Source organism: bacterium, from assembly GCA_024228115.1.
In the GTDB taxonomy this organism is placed as follows: Bacteria; Myxococcota_A; UBA9160; order UBA9160; family UBA6930.
In genome coordinates, this window is the sequence record JAAETT010000680.1 from 1 (window position 1) to 15,562 (window position 15,562).

Annotated in this window: 16 protein-coding genes; 10 read left to right on the forward strand and 6 right to left on the reverse strand. The window is 66.4% G+C overall.

The genetic code is table 11. The features are described from left to right. Window positions 1-100 precede the first annotated feature (100 nt). Window positions 101-721 carry a hypothetical protein gene (locus GY937_28170; protein ID MCP5060590.1) on the reverse strand — a complete coding sequence of 207 codons (621 nt, stop codon included), beginning with the start codon at window positions 719-721 and terminating at the stop codon, window positions 101-103. A 372-nt stretch (window positions 722-1,093) separates the two neighbouring features. On the opposite strand from GY937_28170, the gene GY937_28175 reads away from it, so the two are divergent. The 5 genes from GY937_28175 to GY937_28195 all read left to right on the forward strand — a co-directional run bounded on the left by GY937_28175 (window position 1,094) and on the right by GY937_28195 (window position 5,424). Next, complete coding sequence (locus GY937_28175; GenBank protein ID MCP5060591.1) at window positions 1,094-1,948, forward strand: segregation/condensation protein A; 855 nt, start codon at window positions 1,094-1,096, stop codon at window positions 1,946-1,948. 8 nt (window positions 1,949-1,956) lie between these two features. Further along, window positions 1,957-2,643: an SMC-Scp complex subunit ScpB gene (gene scpB, locus GY937_28180; protein MCP5060592.1), complete on the forward strand. Its 687-nt coding sequence runs from the start codon at window positions 1,957-1,959 to the stop codon at window positions 2,641-2,643. After that, window positions 2,640-3,515, forward strand: coding sequence for an rRNA pseudouridine synthase (locus GY937_28185; GenBank protein ID MCP5060593.1), 876 nt, complete (start codon window positions 2,640-2,642; stop codon window positions 3,513-3,515). Before scpB ends, GY937_28185 begins: the two co-directional genes overlap by 4 nt. A 190-nt stretch (window positions 3,516-3,705) precedes the next feature. Further along, window positions 3,706-4,554 (forward strand): hypothetical protein, encoded by an 849-nt coding sequence (locus GY937_28190; protein ID MCP5060594.1) that lies wholly within the window; start codon window positions 3,706-3,708, stop codon window positions 4,552-4,554. Window positions 4,555-4,719: 165 nt separating this feature from the next. Further along, window positions 4,720-5,424, forward strand: a complete 705-nt coding sequence (locus GY937_28195) for an isoprenylcysteine carboxylmethyltransferase family protein (protein MCP5060595.1) — start codon at window positions 4,720-4,722, stop codon at window positions 5,422-5,424. 157 nt (window positions 5,425-5,581) lie between these two features. Here GY937_28195 and GY937_28200 read toward each other — a convergent pair whose 3' ends face one another. From GY937_28200 to GY937_28210, 3 genes are all read right to left on the reverse strand, one after another. After that, complete coding sequence (locus GY937_28200) at window positions 5,582-6,091, reverse strand: CAP domain-containing protein (protein ID MCP5060596.1); 510 nt, start codon at window positions 6,089-6,091, stop codon at window positions 5,582-5,584. After that, window positions 6,091-7,515, reverse strand: coding sequence for a hypothetical protein (locus GY937_28205; protein MCP5060597.1), 1,425 nt, complete (start codon window positions 7,513-7,515; stop codon window positions 6,091-6,093). The genes GY937_28200 and GY937_28205 overlap by 1 nt, the downstream gene beginning before the upstream one ends. A gap of 196 nt (window positions 7,516-7,711) precedes the next feature. Next, window positions 7,712-8,728 (reverse strand): DUF368 domain-containing protein, encoded by a 1,017-nt coding sequence (locus GY937_28210; protein MCP5060598.1) that lies wholly within the window; start codon window positions 8,726-8,728, stop codon window positions 7,712-7,714. Between the two features lie 22 nt (window positions 8,729-8,750). Between GY937_28210 and GY937_28215 the strand changes: the two genes are divergently transcribed. From GY937_28215 to GY937_28230, 4 genes are read left to right on the forward strand one after another with little or no spacing between them, the layout of a single operon-like run. Next, complete coding sequence (locus GY937_28215; protein MCP5060599.1) at window positions 8,751-8,981, forward strand: SOS response-associated peptidase; 231 nt, start codon at window positions 8,751-8,753, stop codon at window positions 8,979-8,981. Then, window positions 8,948-9,460 (forward strand): SOS response-associated peptidase, encoded by a 513-nt coding sequence (locus GY937_28220; GenBank protein MCP5060600.1) that lies wholly within the window; start codon window positions 8,948-8,950, stop codon window positions 9,458-9,460. Before GY937_28215 ends, GY937_28220 begins: the two co-directional genes overlap by 34 nt. Window positions 9,461-9,514: 54 nt before the next feature. Beyond that, window positions 9,515-9,760, forward strand: coding sequence for a hypothetical protein (locus GY937_28225; protein ID MCP5060601.1), 246 nt, complete (start codon window positions 9,515-9,517; stop codon window positions 9,758-9,760). Beyond that, complete coding sequence (locus GY937_28230; protein MCP5060602.1) at window positions 9,757-11,187, forward strand: sodium:solute symporter family protein; 1,431 nt, start codon at window positions 9,757-9,759, stop codon at window positions 11,185-11,187. Before GY937_28225 ends, GY937_28230 begins: the two co-directional genes overlap by 4 nt. Here GY937_28230 and GY937_28235 read toward each other — a convergent pair. Then, entirely contained in the window at window positions 11,168-12,826 is a 1,659-nt protein-coding gene (locus GY937_28235; GenBank protein ID MCP5060603.1) for a glycosyltransferase family 39 protein, read from the reverse strand. The two genes, GY937_28230 and GY937_28235, sit on opposite strands and share 20 nt — an antisense overlap. 55 nt (window positions 12,827-12,881) lie before the next feature. Here GY937_28235 and GY937_28240 point away from each other — a divergent pair, with 55 nt between their 5' ends. Further along, entirely contained in the window at window positions 12,882-14,336 is a 1,455-nt protein-coding gene (locus tag GY937_28240; GenBank protein ID MCP5060604.1) for a wax ester/triacylglycerol synthase family O-acyltransferase, read from the forward strand. Window positions 14,337-14,344: 8 nt separating this feature from the next. Here the strand turns inward: GY937_28240 and GY937_28245 are convergent, their stop codons facing one another. After that, window positions 14,345-15,292 (reverse strand): hypothetical protein, encoded by a 948-nt coding sequence (locus tag GY937_28245; protein ID MCP5060605.1) that lies wholly within the window; start codon window positions 15,290-15,292, stop codon window positions 14,345-14,347. Between the last annotated feature and the right edge of the window lie 270 nt (window positions 15,293-15,562).

Genomic DNA, 15,562 nt, shown 5'->3' on the forward strand with positions numbered 1-15,562 from the left:
CTGCTGTTTCTCTGCGTCCAAGACATTTGCCATGGCGGGCGAGGCTATCCGCCTCGCCCGCCTCAACGTCCTGGACGACTCCCCGTTCTATGGCCGGTTTTCAGGTGATCACGTATGGCCGCTTTTGGGTGTTCACCGAGGGCAGATCCATCCGATTGACGGGGAAGAGCGGATTCCCCGTTGTCCTGGCCTTGCGAGAGGAGGTCACCGAGTGGCGTACCACCACTTCCCGGACGCCCCGAAAGGCTCGTGGGTAGGCTTGGTGCTCGTCGGACCGAACCTCGACCTCGGAGCCAGGGGGCGTACTCAGACGCAAGAGCTCGGCCATTGACGTTTCGATGGCCTTCGGGTCGGCCCGACCGTGTTGACCCTCGAGTTCCTCACGCCGCTCCCTCTGGTGAGCCGTCATCCGGCCCTTTCGCCTGAGTTCGGCATCCGTGAAGGCGTAGAGGAAATGACTCTCGGCTCCGACCGCCAGATTGACGTGGAACGGGTAGTATTGAGAGTGCTCGAAGGTCTCGAAGCCATCCATGACGAGGGGCTCTCGGGGGGGCTCGTTCGGACGACGGGCCTCGAGAAACAGCAGGGCATGCCGCCCGAGCCGCTTTGCGTGGGTGGAGACGGTCGACGCCGAGATTCCCTGGCCGCGAGCGATCTGGCGGTAGGCGGAGCAGGCGACGAGCCCGTCGTAGACGGGACCCAGCGACCGCGGACGCTTCAACCAGTAGGTGAGCGAGAAGGTCTGTGAACTGAAAGTCCGACCACAGTGCGAACAGCGGTACCGCTGAACCACGCGCGGAGCGGATTTCCGGAGGTAGTGCCCGAAGCGCTGAACCCGCCAACCCTTCGGATCTGCATGGAAAACGCAACGAGGATTCGGGCAGTACGGCGGCGTGAAACGGTGTCGGCGGGGGCGCATCGCACGACACACAGAGCAACTGCCATGCCATCAACAGTTTCCGGGACACAACCTGATCCTTGCGGCAGCAGAGGCAGGGGAGGGCTCGATGGCGCAGGATCGTCCGTGGGCATCTCCGCACCAATCGGTATCCTCCGAAGACCCCCCGGACCCCTCGCCTCCGCGGAGCGTCCCATGAGTTTTGCGACCGAACCCGATGCCGCCGGAGGCGAAGCCGCCCTCGAGAGCGGCACCCAGCCGCTTGGCTCCGGGTATTCCGTCAAGTTGGAAGTCTTCGAGGGTCCCCTCGATCTCCTCCTGCATTTGATCCGCCTGAACGAGGTGGACATCGCCGAGATCTCGATCGCGGATATCGCGACGCAGTACATCGAGTACCTGGCCCTCATGCAGGAGCTCAACCTCGATATCGCGGGCGAGTACCTGCTGATGGCGGCCACGCTCGCCTGGATCAAGAGCCGGATGATCCTCCCCCGCAATGACGAGGAAGAGGAAGACGATGGCCTCGATCCGCGGGCGGAGTTGGTTGCCCGCCTGCTCGAATATCAGCGGTTCAAGGAAGTCTCCGAGGAGCTGGGCGAGCGACGGCTATTGGGTCGGGATATCTACGCGGCGACGCCCCAGGAGCTGGAGGCAACGCCCGAGGGTGAGCGGGAAATCGCGGTCGACCTCGTGCGTCTGGTCGAAGCCTTCCGTCGCGTGCTCAAGGAGGCCAAGCCCGAGAGCCATGCGCATGAGGTCGAGGCCGAGACGGTCACGGTCCGCGAATGCATGACCGCGATCATGGATGTCCTGAGCGACGTGGCCCAGATCGAATTCGAACAGGTCTTCCTGCAGGGTCCGTCCGGCGCCGCGCCCTCTCGGCCGGTGCTGGTGACCACGTTCCTCGGGCTGCTCGAGCTCGTGCGTCTGGACGCGGTCCGGATCTACCAGGGAACCGATGAAGCCTCGGTGCCGACGGGCCCGATCCACCTGCGCCGCGCGGATGAGGGCGAAGTCGCCTGGAATGAACGCGTGGCGGAGATCATGTAGGAGCTGGGATGGACAGGCAGCAGCAGAAGCAGATCGTCGAGGCGTTGATCCTCGCTTCACCGGAACCGGTATCGGCCCAGCGTCTTGCTCAGATCGTTCCCTACCTGAAGCCGGCCAAGGCCAAGGAGCTGGTTGCGGAGCTCGGCGAGGAATACAAGGAGCAGGAGCGCGCGTTCGAAGTCTGGGAAGTTGCCGGGGGGTACCAGATCCGAACGCGGCCGGATTTCTCGGGCTATTTGCGGGCACTCCAGGCCGAGCGCCCGCTGCGCCTTTCGCGGGCTGCGCTCGAGACGCTCTCGGTGATTGCCTACAAGCAACCGGTGACGCGAGCTGAAGTGGAGCACGTGCGGGGAGTTGATGCGGGGGCCACGGTGAAGAGCCTGGTCGACCGCAAGCTGGTTCGCGTCGCGGGCCACCGCGAGGTGCCCGGACGGCCGATGCTCTACGCCACGACGAAGCGCTTCCTCGAAGTCTTCGGGCTACCGAAGCTCGATGATCTGCCGACACTCCGGGAGATCGAAGAGCTACTTCCGGCGGCAGATCCGGATGTCGAGATCGAGGCCGCGGAGGCCGGGCAGGAACACGATGAGGAGGCTGCAGGCACTTCCCAGGAAGCATCGACCGACGTTTCGGAATCCCCGCTACCGCCGGCCGAGCCTCCTTTGGTTGCGCCCCCGACGAGCGAGTTGCACTGAGCGCCCAACGCCTCCAGAAGCTTCTCGCGTCTTCTGGGCTCGCATCGCGAAGGGAGGCCGAGGATTGGGTTCGCGCCGGGCGCGTGAGCGTCAACGGCAAGGTTGCTGAGCTCGGTGCTCGGGCCGATCCGTCGACGGACGACATCCGCGTCGATGGCGAGCGCTTGCGCATCAGCAAGCGAAGCTACTGGCTCGTCCACAAACCCAGGGACGTGCTTACCACGACGTCGGATCCCTGGGCCGGGCGCCAGGGGAGGCGCACCGTGCTGGATCTCCTGCCGCCGGAGACGCGAGAAGCGCGCCTTCATCCGGTCGGACGCCTCGATGCGGAATCCGAGGGGCTGGTGCTCCTGACCAACGATGGTGAGTTGACGCAGGCGCTGCTCCATCCCTCTCTCGGCAACGAGCGTGAGTACCAGGTGACGGTGCGCGGCCAGGTCGAGGCGGCAAGCGTGCAGCGCCTTCGGACAGGCATCCGGCTGGAAGACGGACCCACGCAACCCTGGAAGGTGCGGGTGCGAAGCGTGGAAGACGACGGCCGCTCGACCCGGGTGGACGTCGTCTTGCGGGAAGGACGCAAGCACCAGATCCGCCGCGCGTTTCGTGCACTCGGGAATCCGGTACAGCGGTTGCGCCGCACCCGGATGGGCCCGCTGAAGTTGGGTCGCCTGGCGAGGGGCAGGGCGCGCGAACTCACGGCGGACGAGGTGCGAAGCTTGCACGAACATGCCGGGCGTCTGCGGGAGCAGCCCAAGGGAGTGGGCCGTCGAAAGGCGAAGCGCCGGCCCGGCCGGAAACCGGGAGCTGCCGATGACCTGCGCAGTGGTGGCAGCCGATCGAAATCCTCGGCAGGCCGCAAGAGGCGTCGCTAGCCCCCGCCCGAGCAGCGGAAATCCACACACCGCTTCGAGTACATTCCTGAAGAGCGCACGTATCTCATTGATGCTGCAGCGCTTTTTCTAGTAGAATGAGTCAACGGACGGTCTCGCGACGGTCATGTTGGGGTGGAAGCTGAAGATGCGGAATTGTTGCTCTGTGCTCGTCGTTTTGGTGGGAGGGTTGATGCTGGGAACGTTCGGGCCACAGCCCGAAGCGGTCCACGCGGAAGCGATCACCGGCATCTGCCCGGACGGCAGCATGTACATCGTCCAATCGGCGTCCAAGGTGCCGTGCAAGCACTCGAAGCGGGTGCGGCCCGAAGACGTACCGCCCGTGCGCCCCGAGTATCGCCCCACGCCGTACACATGGGATGTGTGGAACGAGCGCAACGATCCGAACAATCCCTACAACCTGATCGACGCGGCCAATCAGGTGCGCGAGTTCCAGGAGACCTTGCCCAGCGTGGAAGCTGCGCCCGCGCCGGGTATGGCACGCCCCGCTGGCGCGGGATCCGCCGGCCCGCCGGTTGCTGCTGCGCCGCCCGGGGAAGTGCGCCCCCTCGATCTTGGGCTCTCCGACCAGGAGCTGCGCGATCTCTATCGCATCGTCGAGCTTTCCCAGGAGCATGCGCCCGCGCACATCGGGCGCCGCACCGCGGATGGAAAGGGCATCTTCGAGGTCGCCTTTGCCCATTCCCGAGCCTTCGAAGCGGTTCTGCAGCGCGCTTGGAGCTCGCGCGGTGGCCTGGCCGATGGGCCCGTGTTGATCTTCACGGCCCGTTCCAAGCGGCCCGAAGCCTTCCACGCGAACTTTACGGTGCTTCAGGGGCATCTGAGCTACCAGCCCAACGCTACGGACGCGCGCCAGCTCGGCATTCTTCAGGGGCGGCTCGGTGACCTCGACGCGAACGAGATCGTCACCGGCTATGTCGTCCTGCCCGAGGCGATCGACCTCTCGCAAGACGTCGAGCTCTACTGGAACGATCGCCGGGTCCGCGCCCGCCTCGGAGCGCGACGAGCCGCCCAGAACTGAGCCCCTCGATTCGTCGAGCGCTCTGGTTCGGCAAGGGCATTCGGTTGGAGCGGCGAAGCGCCGTCTGACTGACGGCCACGGCAAAGTCGGCCAACAACCATCTACGGCCACCTGCGGTACCGCCCCGGCTCCGGTGTAGAATTCGAGAGACGAGGAGGACACGAAATGCCCGAGGTCGTGAGGCGCGCCAATTCGCAAGCCTCGATCCGGATGGCCCTCGTCGGTCTGGCCGGCACGGCCATCATTTTGGCGGGGCTCCTCTTCTTGCTCGCGCGCCATCTGGACTGGACGCTCGGCTGGATCTACGTGGGCATCATCGTCGTGACCCTGGCCATCAACCTGGCGTGCGTGCAGCGCTGGAACCCCGGGCTGATCCGCAGGCGCGTAGGCTTCCGTAGGGGGACCAAGGCCTGGGACGTTGTGTGGCTTGTGCTGTTCGGTGCAGTGGTCATCGCAGTCTACGTCGTCGCGGTACTCGAGCCGCGCGATGAGGTATGGAGAGCGCCTGGGGTAGCGTGGCTGGCGGGCCTGGCCATTTTCGTCCCCGGATGGGCCTTGGTGATCTGGTCCATGGTCGTGAATCCGTTCTTCGAGAAGACGGTGCGCATCCAGACGGACTGCGGGCATCGCGTGATCGATTCGGGGCCCTACGCCTACGTGCGACACCCTGGTTACGTCGGCTTCCTGGGCTGGATCCTCTCGACGCCGCTCCTGCTCCCGTCGGCCTCGGCCTTCGTGCCGGCCCTGCTCGCGGGCATCTTGCTCGTGATCCGCACGGCGCTCGAGGATCGCACGCTCCGCGCGGAACTACCCGGCTACGCCGAGTACGCTGCTCGGGTTCGCTTCCGCCTGATCCCGCGCGTCTGGTAGGCGAGAGACCCGCCGAGAGCTCCCGCGCGTTGGAGCTGACCAACCACCGATCCACAACATTTGACAGCATCTCTTGTAGAGGGACGCGTTCGCTGAGCCAGGGGCGACCACCGAAGCGATTGGCACCGTTGTGGAATCCTACGAGGAGGCGACGGATTCAGCGGGGGAAACTCAGGTAGAGCTGGGTGTAGACGTAGCTGCCGTCTGCGGCGCGTGCGATGCCGATGCCCGTGGCGTTGAAGGGGCGCGCGACCAGGTTCTGGTGGTGGGCTGGGGAGTGGATCCAGCCCGAGAGGATCTCGGCGTTGGGGCCGGCCTTGTTGGTCCGGCCAACGTTTTCGGCGGCCATCGAGAAGCCCGTGATTCCGGCCCGCTCGAGGCGAGCGACCCAGTCCAGGCCTTCCGGGGAGGCGTGAGAGAGGTAGTTGCGCCGGGCCATGTCCTCGGAATGCGCACGTGCGACGGCGTCGAGATCCGGGCGACGCTGGAGCGAGATCAGGTGGTTCTCGCGGCGGAAGGCGTTGACGTCTCCGGCCAGGAGGCCCTCCATGCGCGCGATGTCCGGATCCGCCGCGTAGGCCCACGGTGCGGTGAGCGGCACGAGCAGCACGAGCGAGAGCCACAGGCCGAACACGAAGTAGGCCGCGTGCCACAACGTTCGGGGCATCAGGACGGATCCTGCGGGCCGCGGGTCCCATCGTCCCAACTGGACTGCTCTTCGAGCGGGGAGGGCGCGTCCCATGCCGGTTGGCTGAGCGTCTCCGGATCCACGGACTCCTGGAGCATCTCCTCCAGCAGCTCTCGGCGAGCGAGTCGACCATTCTCGTAGTAGGAGCGGGTATCGATCAGGCCGTCGCCGTCCTGGTCTTCGTCGCGCTGCCGGATCCTCTGCTCACCGTCGTAGAGCGTGACCCGGTCGATCCGGCCGTCTCCATTGAGATCCTCGCGTTCGCGGACGACCTTACCGCTTTCGTAGAAAGCCATGCGGTTTCGGAATCCGTCGCCATTCAGATCCTGTTCTTCCCGTGCGATCTCACCTTCGCGATAGAAGATCCAGGTGTCGAGGAAGCCGTCGAAATCCGTGTCGCGGCGTTGACGGGCCATCTCGCCCTTCCGGTACTCGGCCCACGAATCGAGGCGCCCGTCCAGATTCGTGTCTTCCTCCACGCTCTGTTGGGATCCATCCCGGTCGAAATAGACCGTGCGATCCGGGGCGGAATCACCGTCCTCGTCGAAGAGCTCGCGCACGCGTTTGCCATTGTGCCGGTAGACCCAGCGGTCCGGGCGGCCGTTCCCGTCGCGATCCGAGACCTCGTCCGCTACACCGCCGCGACGGGGCGCGGTTTCGGATGTGCTTTCGGATGCCCGCGCTTGGGCCACGTCTTCCGGGCGCGCCTTCGGAGGCAAGCCGGCCTGGAGGACGGCGAGTTCATCGGCGATCGAGAAAGAGCGCCCCGTCGGGGCGACCGATGCGTGGCGCGTGGGCTCCGGTGCCGTTTCCGAGCCCTGAGGGGGGACCGGAATGGGGATCGGGATGGGAGGCATGTTGCCGCCCGAAAGCGGGCCCAGCTGGCGTTCCATATTCGCGAGTCGGGCGTTCTCGACGGCTCGATGGGGATCAGTGGGGGCCACGGGCACCTGCGGGACGGGCGAAGCGCTGGGAGCCGGCGCGCCTCGACTCGTCTGCCGCTGACTCTGGCCGGTGTTGCTGCTCTGGGTCTGCTGTTGGCTCGGGCCGGCCCCCTTCGCTGCTCCAACGGCGGCCGCTGCAGGCCCGGCGATAACTGCAGCCGGCGCCTTGACGGCTTCCTTGGCCAGGCCTTTGCCTCCATAGATCTTTTTTCGGTAGCCGTCCTCCTTGCTCTTCGAACCGCCAAGGAATGTGATCTCACCAGCCCCTGGCGCAGTCCCTGGCTTGTTGGGGTCGGGCATCGGGATGCTTTGCCCAGGCAAGATCACCTTGGCGCCAACGCCGAAATCGAAGGTCGGATTGCGTTCGACCCCTCGTTCGGTATCTCCGGTCGCGCAGGCCAGAGCGCTGGCGGCGAGGAAGACGATCAGCGAGCGAGTCATCGCGGATGTGCAAGACATGTTCACCTCCCGGAGACCTGCATTTCTGCGCAGAACTCCAGGGAGCGGTGCTGCAAGAAGCGTGCGCGGGAAGGGGGCTGGGCCCCCGGAGGCCGATCGCCCTCCAGGGGCGGGGCCTTCCGCGGACGGCTGCCGACGGATTGCCTATCGCTGGGCAGGAGAGATGGGAAGTTCCTTTCCCAGGATGGCGACTCGCTCAGCCCTCTCCGTCGTCTTTGCTTCGACGGCCGACCCGATCGATCAGCAGGGTGGCAGCGAGCCCGGCAAGGATCAGCCCGGCGGCACCGGAAAGTTGCGAGCTGCTCGGGCCGAATCGCTCGACGCGCCAATCTTCGGGATCAATCTCCGCAATGTCTGCCGTGCTGATGACCTGCCCCTTGATGACGTCACCGGCTTCCGGCGCGACCCCATGCTGGAAGGGCCATAGGCCCGCGACGGCACCCACCAACAGGCCGAGCAACAGACCGAGGGTGGCCTTCGGGAAGCGATCTAGCGTCCAACGCAAGAGGTTGCTGATGCCGACGATGCCCACCACGATGCCGATGCCGACAGGAACCGCGACCGTCGCCGCTTCCATGAGGAGCGTCAGGTCGAAGCCGGCTTCGCCAAGCAGTGCTTGCTTGGCTTTGTCGATCGCACCGAGAATCGGAATGTATTGGCCGAGCAGGAGCAACAGGTAGCCACCGGAGATGCCCGGCAGGATCATCGCTCCCGCGCCGGCCATGCCCGAGAGGAGCAGGAGGACGGTCGAGGCTTCATTACTGGTCTGCCCTGTATCGCCGAGGGCCATCGCGACCATGATCGCGAAGCCGGCTGCGGCGCCAGCCCACAAGCCGGGGGTGGCCGGGCGCGCCAGACGCCACACGAGCGGTACGCCGCCGAGGGTCAGGCCGACGAACAGGCTGTACATGATCCAGCGCTGCTCGACGACCAGATCGCGGGTGGGGCCAGCCAGGAGCAGGATTGCGGTGCCCGCTGAACCGGCCACGATGCCGAGCAGGATCAGGGCGCGGCGTTCGAAGCGGAGCGTCGTGACCTCGGCAATCGACGCGATGAAAGCCGGGTACACGCCCGCCGCCAGCAGCATCGTGCCGCCCGAGATTCCGGGAACCAGATTGGCCAGGCCCATCAGGATGCCGCCCAGCGCCGCCCGAAAGACCAGGCTGCGGAGGGGAAGGATGTTCTGGCTTTCGTAGACGGGCGGGTTGGTCATGACAGCGAGCTACTCTAGCGGGGTGTGTGGGCGATTCACGCTCAGCAAATCGGGTTCGGAGATCGCGGCCCATTTCGATCTCCGGGCGGTGCCGGCCCTTGCCCCCAGGTACAACGTGGCTCCCGGCCAGGATGTGGCGGTGGTGCGTCTGGATCCCGACACCGGAGAGGCGGATGGAGAACGCCAGCTCGAGCTGCGCCGCTGGGGGCTCCTCCCGGGTTGGGCCAAGCAGCCGAACGACGGCCCCGGCTGATCAACGCCAGGCTCGAAACCGTCGATACCAAGCCGAGCTTTCGAGCCGCCTTCAAGAGGCGGCGAGCATTGGTGCCGGCCGACGGATTCTACGAGTGGCAGGCGGCCCGGGGCGGCAAGCTCCCCCACCACCTGGCGCTTCCCGGTGGGGCGTTGTTCGCAATGGCGGCCATCTACGAGCATTGGGACGATGGCCAGGGGCAACAGCTGGAAACGGTGGCGTTGTTGACCTGCGAGGCGGTCGGGGCGGTTCGCGAGGTCCACACCCGCATGCCCGTCCTGCTCTCGCCCTCGGCGTACTCGCTGTGGCTTGACCCGGCCACCGATCCAGCGGAGGCCCTCGCTCTCTGCGAGCCCGGGATCGCGCGAGGCCTCGAGGCCCGGCGTGTTGGCAAGCGCGTGAACCGCGTGAGCAACGATGATCCGGCCTGCCTCGAACTCGAGCCGCTTCCTCTCTTCGGCCCCGAGGTCGAGCCTTGAAGCTCGCCGCAAGCGCGTCTCTGTAGCCGCGGACGCCGTGCTATGAATCCCGCCATGGCCTCGCGGGTGCGCAGTGGACTCCTCGTTGCGATCGGAGTTCTCTACGTGCTCTCGATCCCCTGGTACCGCGAGGCTGGCGCCCTTCCCGAAGGTGGCGCCTCCGGTGGCTGGCTGGGGCTACCGGATTGGGTGGGCGTGGCGTTGGCCTGCTATGTCGCGATCGCTGTCCTCAATTCGGTGGCGTGGGCCCTGACCGAGGTGGACGACCCGAGCCTGGACGACGAGGACGAAGGGTCTTGAGCTTCGGCAGCGTTGGCGCGATCGCGCTCTGCATCTATCTCGTGGGCCTGGTGGTCGTCGCCGAATTCGCTCGGCGCGCCCGGGTCGATACCTCTCCGGCCGATCATTTCCTGGCAGGCCGTGGCCTCGGAACGTTCGTGCTCTTCCTCACGCTCTACGCCACGGCGTACAGCGGGAATTCGCTTCTGGGGTATCCGGGCGAAGCCTACCGCCGCGGCTTCTCATGGATCATGGCGACCGGATTCATGATGTCGATCATCGTGATGTTCCACGTCGTGGCGCCCAAGCTCCGGCCACTCGCAGTCCGGCACGGCTTCGTGACGCCCGGGGATTGGATTCGTCACCGGTTCGGCGGCGAGCCGGCGGGAAGGGCATTGCTCATCGCGATCTCGGTCCTGATGGCCATCGCGCTCGGCAATTTCCTCGTGGCCCAGCTGGTGGCGATGGGGCATGTGACGAGCGAAGTCACCGGCGGCCTGGTCCCGTTTCCCGTCGGCGTGATCGGCCTGGCCGCGATGATCCTGATGTACGAGACCCTGGGAGGCATGCGCGCCGTTGCCTGGACGGATTCCGCCCAGGGGCTGCTGATGGGAGGCGGTCTTCTCGCGCTCCTGTTCTGGCTGATCGGAGAAGCCGGCGGGCTGGCTGCGGTGAGCGCGGCCATTGGAGAGATCCGTCCGGATGCGATCCGCGTGCCGGATGCGACCGAGCAGGCCAACTGGGCCAGCACGATCGTGTTGCTGGGCACCGCGAGCGTGGTCTATCCCCAGGCGATCCAACGCATCTTCGCCGCCAAGAGCGGCGCTTCGCTGAAACGCGCGTTCTCGTTGATGACCTTCATGCCGTTGACGACGACCCTGGTCGTCACGTTGATCGGCCTGGCCGCGATTCCGCGGCTCGGGGGCCTCGGCGAGATTCAGGCGGATACCGTCATGCCGAGGCTGCTCGCGAGTTGGGCCGAACTCGGACCTGCCCAGATGCTGCTCGCCGTATTGGTCTTCCTCGGAGCGTTGGCGGCCATCATGTCCACGGCCGATTCCGTGCTGCTCTCCCTCGGTTCGGTGATCGCCGTCGACGTGATGGGCCGAGATCGAAACCGCGCCGAGACCACACAGCTCGCCAAGCGCATCACTGCGGTGGCCATGTTCGTCGCGGTCGGCGTGGCGCTTCTGCCTCGGCTCACCTTGTGGTCGCTGATCGAGCTCAAGATGGAGCTTCTGATCCAGGCCGTCCCGGCGTTCTTGATCGCGCTTCATTGGCGCCGGATCTCGGCGCAGGCGGCGCTGTTAGGCGTGGCGGCGGGTACCCTGGTGGCCGTCGGAGCCTCGCTCTTCATCGCACGCCGGATCGGTGGCGTTCATGTGGGCGTGATCGGCCTGTTCGTCAACACGGCTGTGGTGTTGCTGGCTACGGCGCTGCGTCGATGAGGTTGTCTTCGCGGTAGCGCTGCCGTTTCTGGAAGCGCTCCGGCATCGGCAGTTCGTAGATGGAGGCTCCGGGAGCCGGCGCTTCGATCCGGTGCAGGAGCACGGCCTCGGTCGGCAGGCTCTCGCGAAGCATCGGATAATGCCCCGCCTCATCGCTCAGGATGAGATGGGACGCGCCCCTCGTCCAGATCTTGCCCGCGGAGCGTTCCTGCCCGTGGATCTTCACGAACGGGACGTCTGCGTAGTAGGCGATGCGGCGTTTGCGGGCACCGAGGCCTCGTACGGAGATGTCCTGGGTTCCGAGCCATTCGGCTGCCATGCGCTCGGCTCGTGAATCGCTGCGATCAGGGGGCAAGGCCTTGCCCAGGCCGATGCCGGTGACCAACACGAGAATCGAGGCGAGGGCCAGGCGCCCGGCAGCGTTTCCAGACGAGCGCCCGGCCCACTGGCCGAGCGCGAGCACGCCGCTGGCAACATACCCGAAGGTCAAGACGAGGGGCGGGAGGGCGTGGCGTCCACTTACGTAGCCGACGTTGGCGGCGAGCAGGAGCAGCACGACCGCGTAGGCAGCGAGGACCCCGCCGATGAAACGGGCACGGTGCCCGGCTGGGCCGAGGCCCCCGAGCATCAGCCCCGCGAGGAGCAGGATCGCGCCCTCGTAGCGCAGGGCCCGAAGATGCGTTCTTGCCACGTCGAAGATGGCCTCGGCATAACGTTCCGCGGCGGAGGCGCGGGTTTCCTCGGGAAGCCTCGCTGCGAGTTGGTCTTTCGGCGGGACGAGTCGGCTTTCGGCCGGCCGGCCGGCGCGGTTGATCTTCGGGAGGACCGGGTTCGGCCCGTCGCGGGGCGGTGCCTCGAGGCCCGTCATCACCGCCATCGATTTCTTCTGCGTAAAGGTCCACTCGCCGGTCTGGGCATGGAGAAAACCCACGTAGGGGCCGACGACCAGCGCTCCCCCCAGGCCGATCGCGCCGGCCAGGAGGGCGGAACGACCGAGGGGCGCGCCGCGTTTCCAGCCTTCGAACAACGCCAGGCCGCCAGCGACCAATGCGATGCCCAGGCCCTCCGGGCGGGCCAGGTACGCCAGCCCCGCCGCGAACCCGCCGGCCAGGCCCAACCATGGGCTTTCCGAACGGAGCCCGCGCCACAACAGGTAGGCCGCCGAGAGGAAGCACAACAGGTAGGTGCCTTCGCTCTGGATGTCGCCGGTGTATTCGATCGCGCCGGGGTGAACGGCGAAGAGCAGGGCGGCGATCCAGGCGGCGGCCCGGCCGTGGAGAGCCCGGACGAAGAGATAGAGCACGCCGACGGCGAGAGATCCGCACAGCACCGAGACGGATACGGCGGCGGTTTCCCAACTCGCGACGGGCCCATGCAGCCCGGCTACGAGCGCCGAGTAGAGCGGATGGAAGGGATGCGCCAGGGCTTGATCCGGGAGGCCTGATTCGATGGCCTGCGCCAGGGCCAGGAAGATCGGGCCATCGTTGAACATCACGGCCAGGCCTTGCCAGCGCACGATCCGAACGACGGCGGCCAGAGCCATGATTCCGCCGATCACCCAGGCCTCGCGCCGGGGTTCGAAGCGCAGGTCGGCAGCGGAAGCGGTGGCCATCGGGAGCGGAACGTAGGCAACGGTCATGAAGTTGGAATGGCCATGCCGCCACCCGGGGCCTTGTGGGGTGTATGCTACGGGCATGTCGGATAGCTACGACCGGCTCAGCGCCCAGGACGCCACATTTCTCGACCTGGAGACGCCGAGCCACCACCAGCACATCGCAGCCACGCTCGTCTTTTCGAGCGGCCCCTTGCAGACGCCCGATGGCGGCGTCGATATCGACCGGATTCGGGAGTACGTCGGATCGCGCCTGCATCTGCTGCCGCGCTATCGCCAGCGGTTGGCGCGAATTCCTGTCGAGAACCACCCGGTCTGGGTGGACGATCCCCATTTCAATCTCAGCTACCACGTCCGACATACGGCTCTGCCTCTGCCGGGTGACGCCTCTCAGTTGAAGGAGCTTTCGGGGCGGGTGCTTTCCCAACCCCTCGATCGGGAGCGCCCGCTGTGGGAGATCTGGGTGGTTGAAGGCCTCGACGGCGGCGACCGCTTCGCGATGGTGCAAAAGGTTCATCACTGCATGATCGACGGGGTTTCCGGTGTCGACCTGATGGCCATCCTGATGAGCCCGGATGAGGAGGTCTTGTGTCCACCGGCTCCGCCGTGGAAGCCCCGGCCCATGCCGAGTGGCATCGACATGCTGACAGGCGACCTGGCCCGGCGGTTCTCCGACGCGGCCGAGGCCGTCCGCTCGGCCCCGGACATGTTGCGCGATCCCTTCGCGTTGGCGGAGCGGATTCGCGAAGGCGCCCAGGCGTTGGGCGAGACGCTGGGAGCTGGGCTGCACAACGCCTCGGAAACGCCGATCAACCAACCGCTCGGCCCTCACCGCAAGTTCGATTGGCACGAGATGGATCTCGCGCGCGTCAAGCGCGTGAAGCAGTCGTTAGGCGGGACCGTCAACGATGTGGTCCTGGCGACGGTAGCTGGCGCATTGCGAGATTTCCTCAGGCTTCGACGGGTGGATCCGGAAAGCCTCGAGGTACGCGCCAACGTCCCGGTCAGCCTGCGTTCGGAGGATGAGCGCGGCACGCTCGGCAACCGCATTGCGCTCTTGATGCCGGAACTTCCGGTCGACGAAGCAGACCCGGTTACCCGACTCGACCGGGTCCACGCCACGATGGCCGAACTCAAGGATTCGCGCCTGGCGATGGGTGCCCAGGTGTTGGCCGCCGTCAGCGATTGGACGAGCGCGACGCTCCTTTCGCTGGCCGTGCGGAGCGCCGCCCGAGGGCGCCCCTACACGCTGGTCGTCACGAATGTGCCCGGGCCCCAGGTGCCGCTGTATCTGCTCGGCGCCCAGGTGGAGGCCTGCTTTCCGGTCGTGAACCTGCTCCCCAACCAGGGCCTCGGGGTCGCGCTGTTCAGCTACGCCGGGACGCTCTACTGGGGCTTCACTGCAGATCTCGACCAGCTGCCGGATCTGGGCTCGTTCGTCAGCTCGATCGATGCGTCCTTCCGCGAGCTGGAAGCCGCGGCCGAGGCCGAGGACAAGCGCGCCAGCCAGGCACTGGCTGGTGTAAGGCCCGCCTGAGCGTCGCGTCAGGCGAGGCGGGTGTAGAAGAGCGTCGGCGGGCGTTCGCGTAGCTTTCGCCGCCAGCGCCGATTCGGGTGTTCGCGTAGCCAGGGAGGAAGGGCGCGCGTCCGCCGGAAGCCAAACCGCCGCGGAAGCTTCTCGTAGAGAGAGCGGGGAGGGATGCCGCCGCGCAGAAGCCGTGCACTCAGATGGCTGTGCATCCATACCTCGCCAATCCCCAACTCGTCGCGAAGGAAGAAGAGCGCCGCGGAAAGCATCGCTTCGTCCCAGATCGCTTCGAGCGGCGCTAGATCTTCCCGACGGAAGACCTGCCAACGGGTGTCACTGGTTGCATCCGAGAACTGGCAATGGAGGTAGGCTTCTCGCTCTGCGCGGGGCAAGCCAGCGACGGCCCGATCCAACTCCAGCGCACGGCGCAGCCAATCGTTCTGGATCTCTTCGATCAGCGCCTGGCCGCGGGCCAGATCGAGATCCAGACGGACCCAAGCCAGGCTGATGGCGGGGCGCCGAGCGACGGGATGAAGGGTTTCGTAGAAGGGGTCCCAACCCGCGGGGCGCATCAGGCGTTGGTAGCGGCGTGCGTGGCTCGCCGGAAGGTCGAGGCGCAGGACCAGGTTCCAGCCCGGGCGGGAGGTCTGATACCAATCCCGTCCCCACTGCCGATCGTGGCCCCAACCCGACAAGGAGAGGCGGAACTGGCGGGTTTCGGCCGGCCAGAAGCTCCCGAAGTACCCGTCCGGCACCTGCCCATCAGGGAGCCTGGCGAGATGTTGGCGGACCGAAGCCTTGTCCAGCAAAAAGCCATACGGCCCCGTTCGGAGTGAGCGAACGCTCGCTCCGTCCTGCGCCATCCAACCCAGGAGTTGAAAGGCGTAACGGTCACGGAAGTAGGGGAAGAGCGTCCGGCTTTGGGGCAAGCAGGCGACGATCTCCCGAAGCGAATGGCGGTCCAAGGGGACTCCGGTGCACGGGGAAGGCGGGCGCAGCCAGGGCTGCGCGCAGGCGGAATCGGGCGGCGCTAGGCCGCGGCGCGATTCCGGCGGAGCGGGGTGCGGATGAGCATGTCGGCCTCCGAAGCATTGGAGCCTAGTCCCTTGTATCGACCAAAGGCGGAAGTGTTGTCATGCTAAGCACTGCGTCCCCCGCAGCCAATCGGTTCTCGCCGTGTCGCGGGCCGATTCATGGGGCCCGTATGTCGAAGAAGCGGTATCGGATTGACTTGA

What these genes read in the sequence shown, in the direction of transcription:
- GY937_28240 (MCP5060604.1), top strand. Translation starts at nt 12,882, where the DNA reads ATGTCGGATAGCTACGACCGGCTCAGCGCCCAGGACGCCACATTTCTC.
- GY937_28195 (MCP5060595.1), top strand. Translation starts at nt 4,720, where the DNA reads ATGCCCGAGGTCGTGAGGCGCGCCAATTCGCAAGCCTCGATCCGGATG.
- GY937_28200 (MCP5060596.1), bottom strand. Translation starts at nt 6,091, where the DNA reads ATGCCCCGAACGTTGTGGCACGCGGCCTACTTCGTGTTCGGCCTGTGG.
- scpB (MCP5060592.1), top strand. Translation starts at nt 1,957, where the DNA reads ATGGACAGGCAGCAGCAGAAGCAGATCGTCGAGGCGTTGATCCTCGCT.
- GY937_28210 (MCP5060598.1), bottom strand. Translation starts at nt 8,728, where the DNA reads ATGACCAACCCGCCCGTCTACGAAAGCCAGAACATCCTTCCCCTCCGC.
- GY937_28235 (MCP5060603.1), bottom strand. Translation starts at nt 12,826, where the DNA reads ATGACCGTTGCCTACGTTCCGCTCCCGATGGCCACCGCTTCCGCTGCC.
- GY937_28175 (MCP5060591.1), top strand. Translation starts at nt 1,094, where the DNA reads ATGAGTTTTGCGACCGAACCCGATGCCGCCGGAGGCGAAGCCGCCCTC.
- GY937_28190 (MCP5060594.1), top strand. Translation starts at nt 3,706, where the DNA reads ATGCTGGGAACGTTCGGGCCACAGCCCGAAGCGGTCCACGCGGAAGCG.
- GY937_28225 (MCP5060601.1), top strand. Translation starts at nt 9,515, where the DNA reads ATGGCCTCGCGGGTGCGCAGTGGACTCCTCGTTGCGATCGGAGTTCTC.
- GY937_28205 (MCP5060597.1), bottom strand. Translation starts at nt 7,515, where the DNA reads ATGTCTTGCACATCCGCGATGACTCGCTCGCTGATCGTCTTCCTCGCC.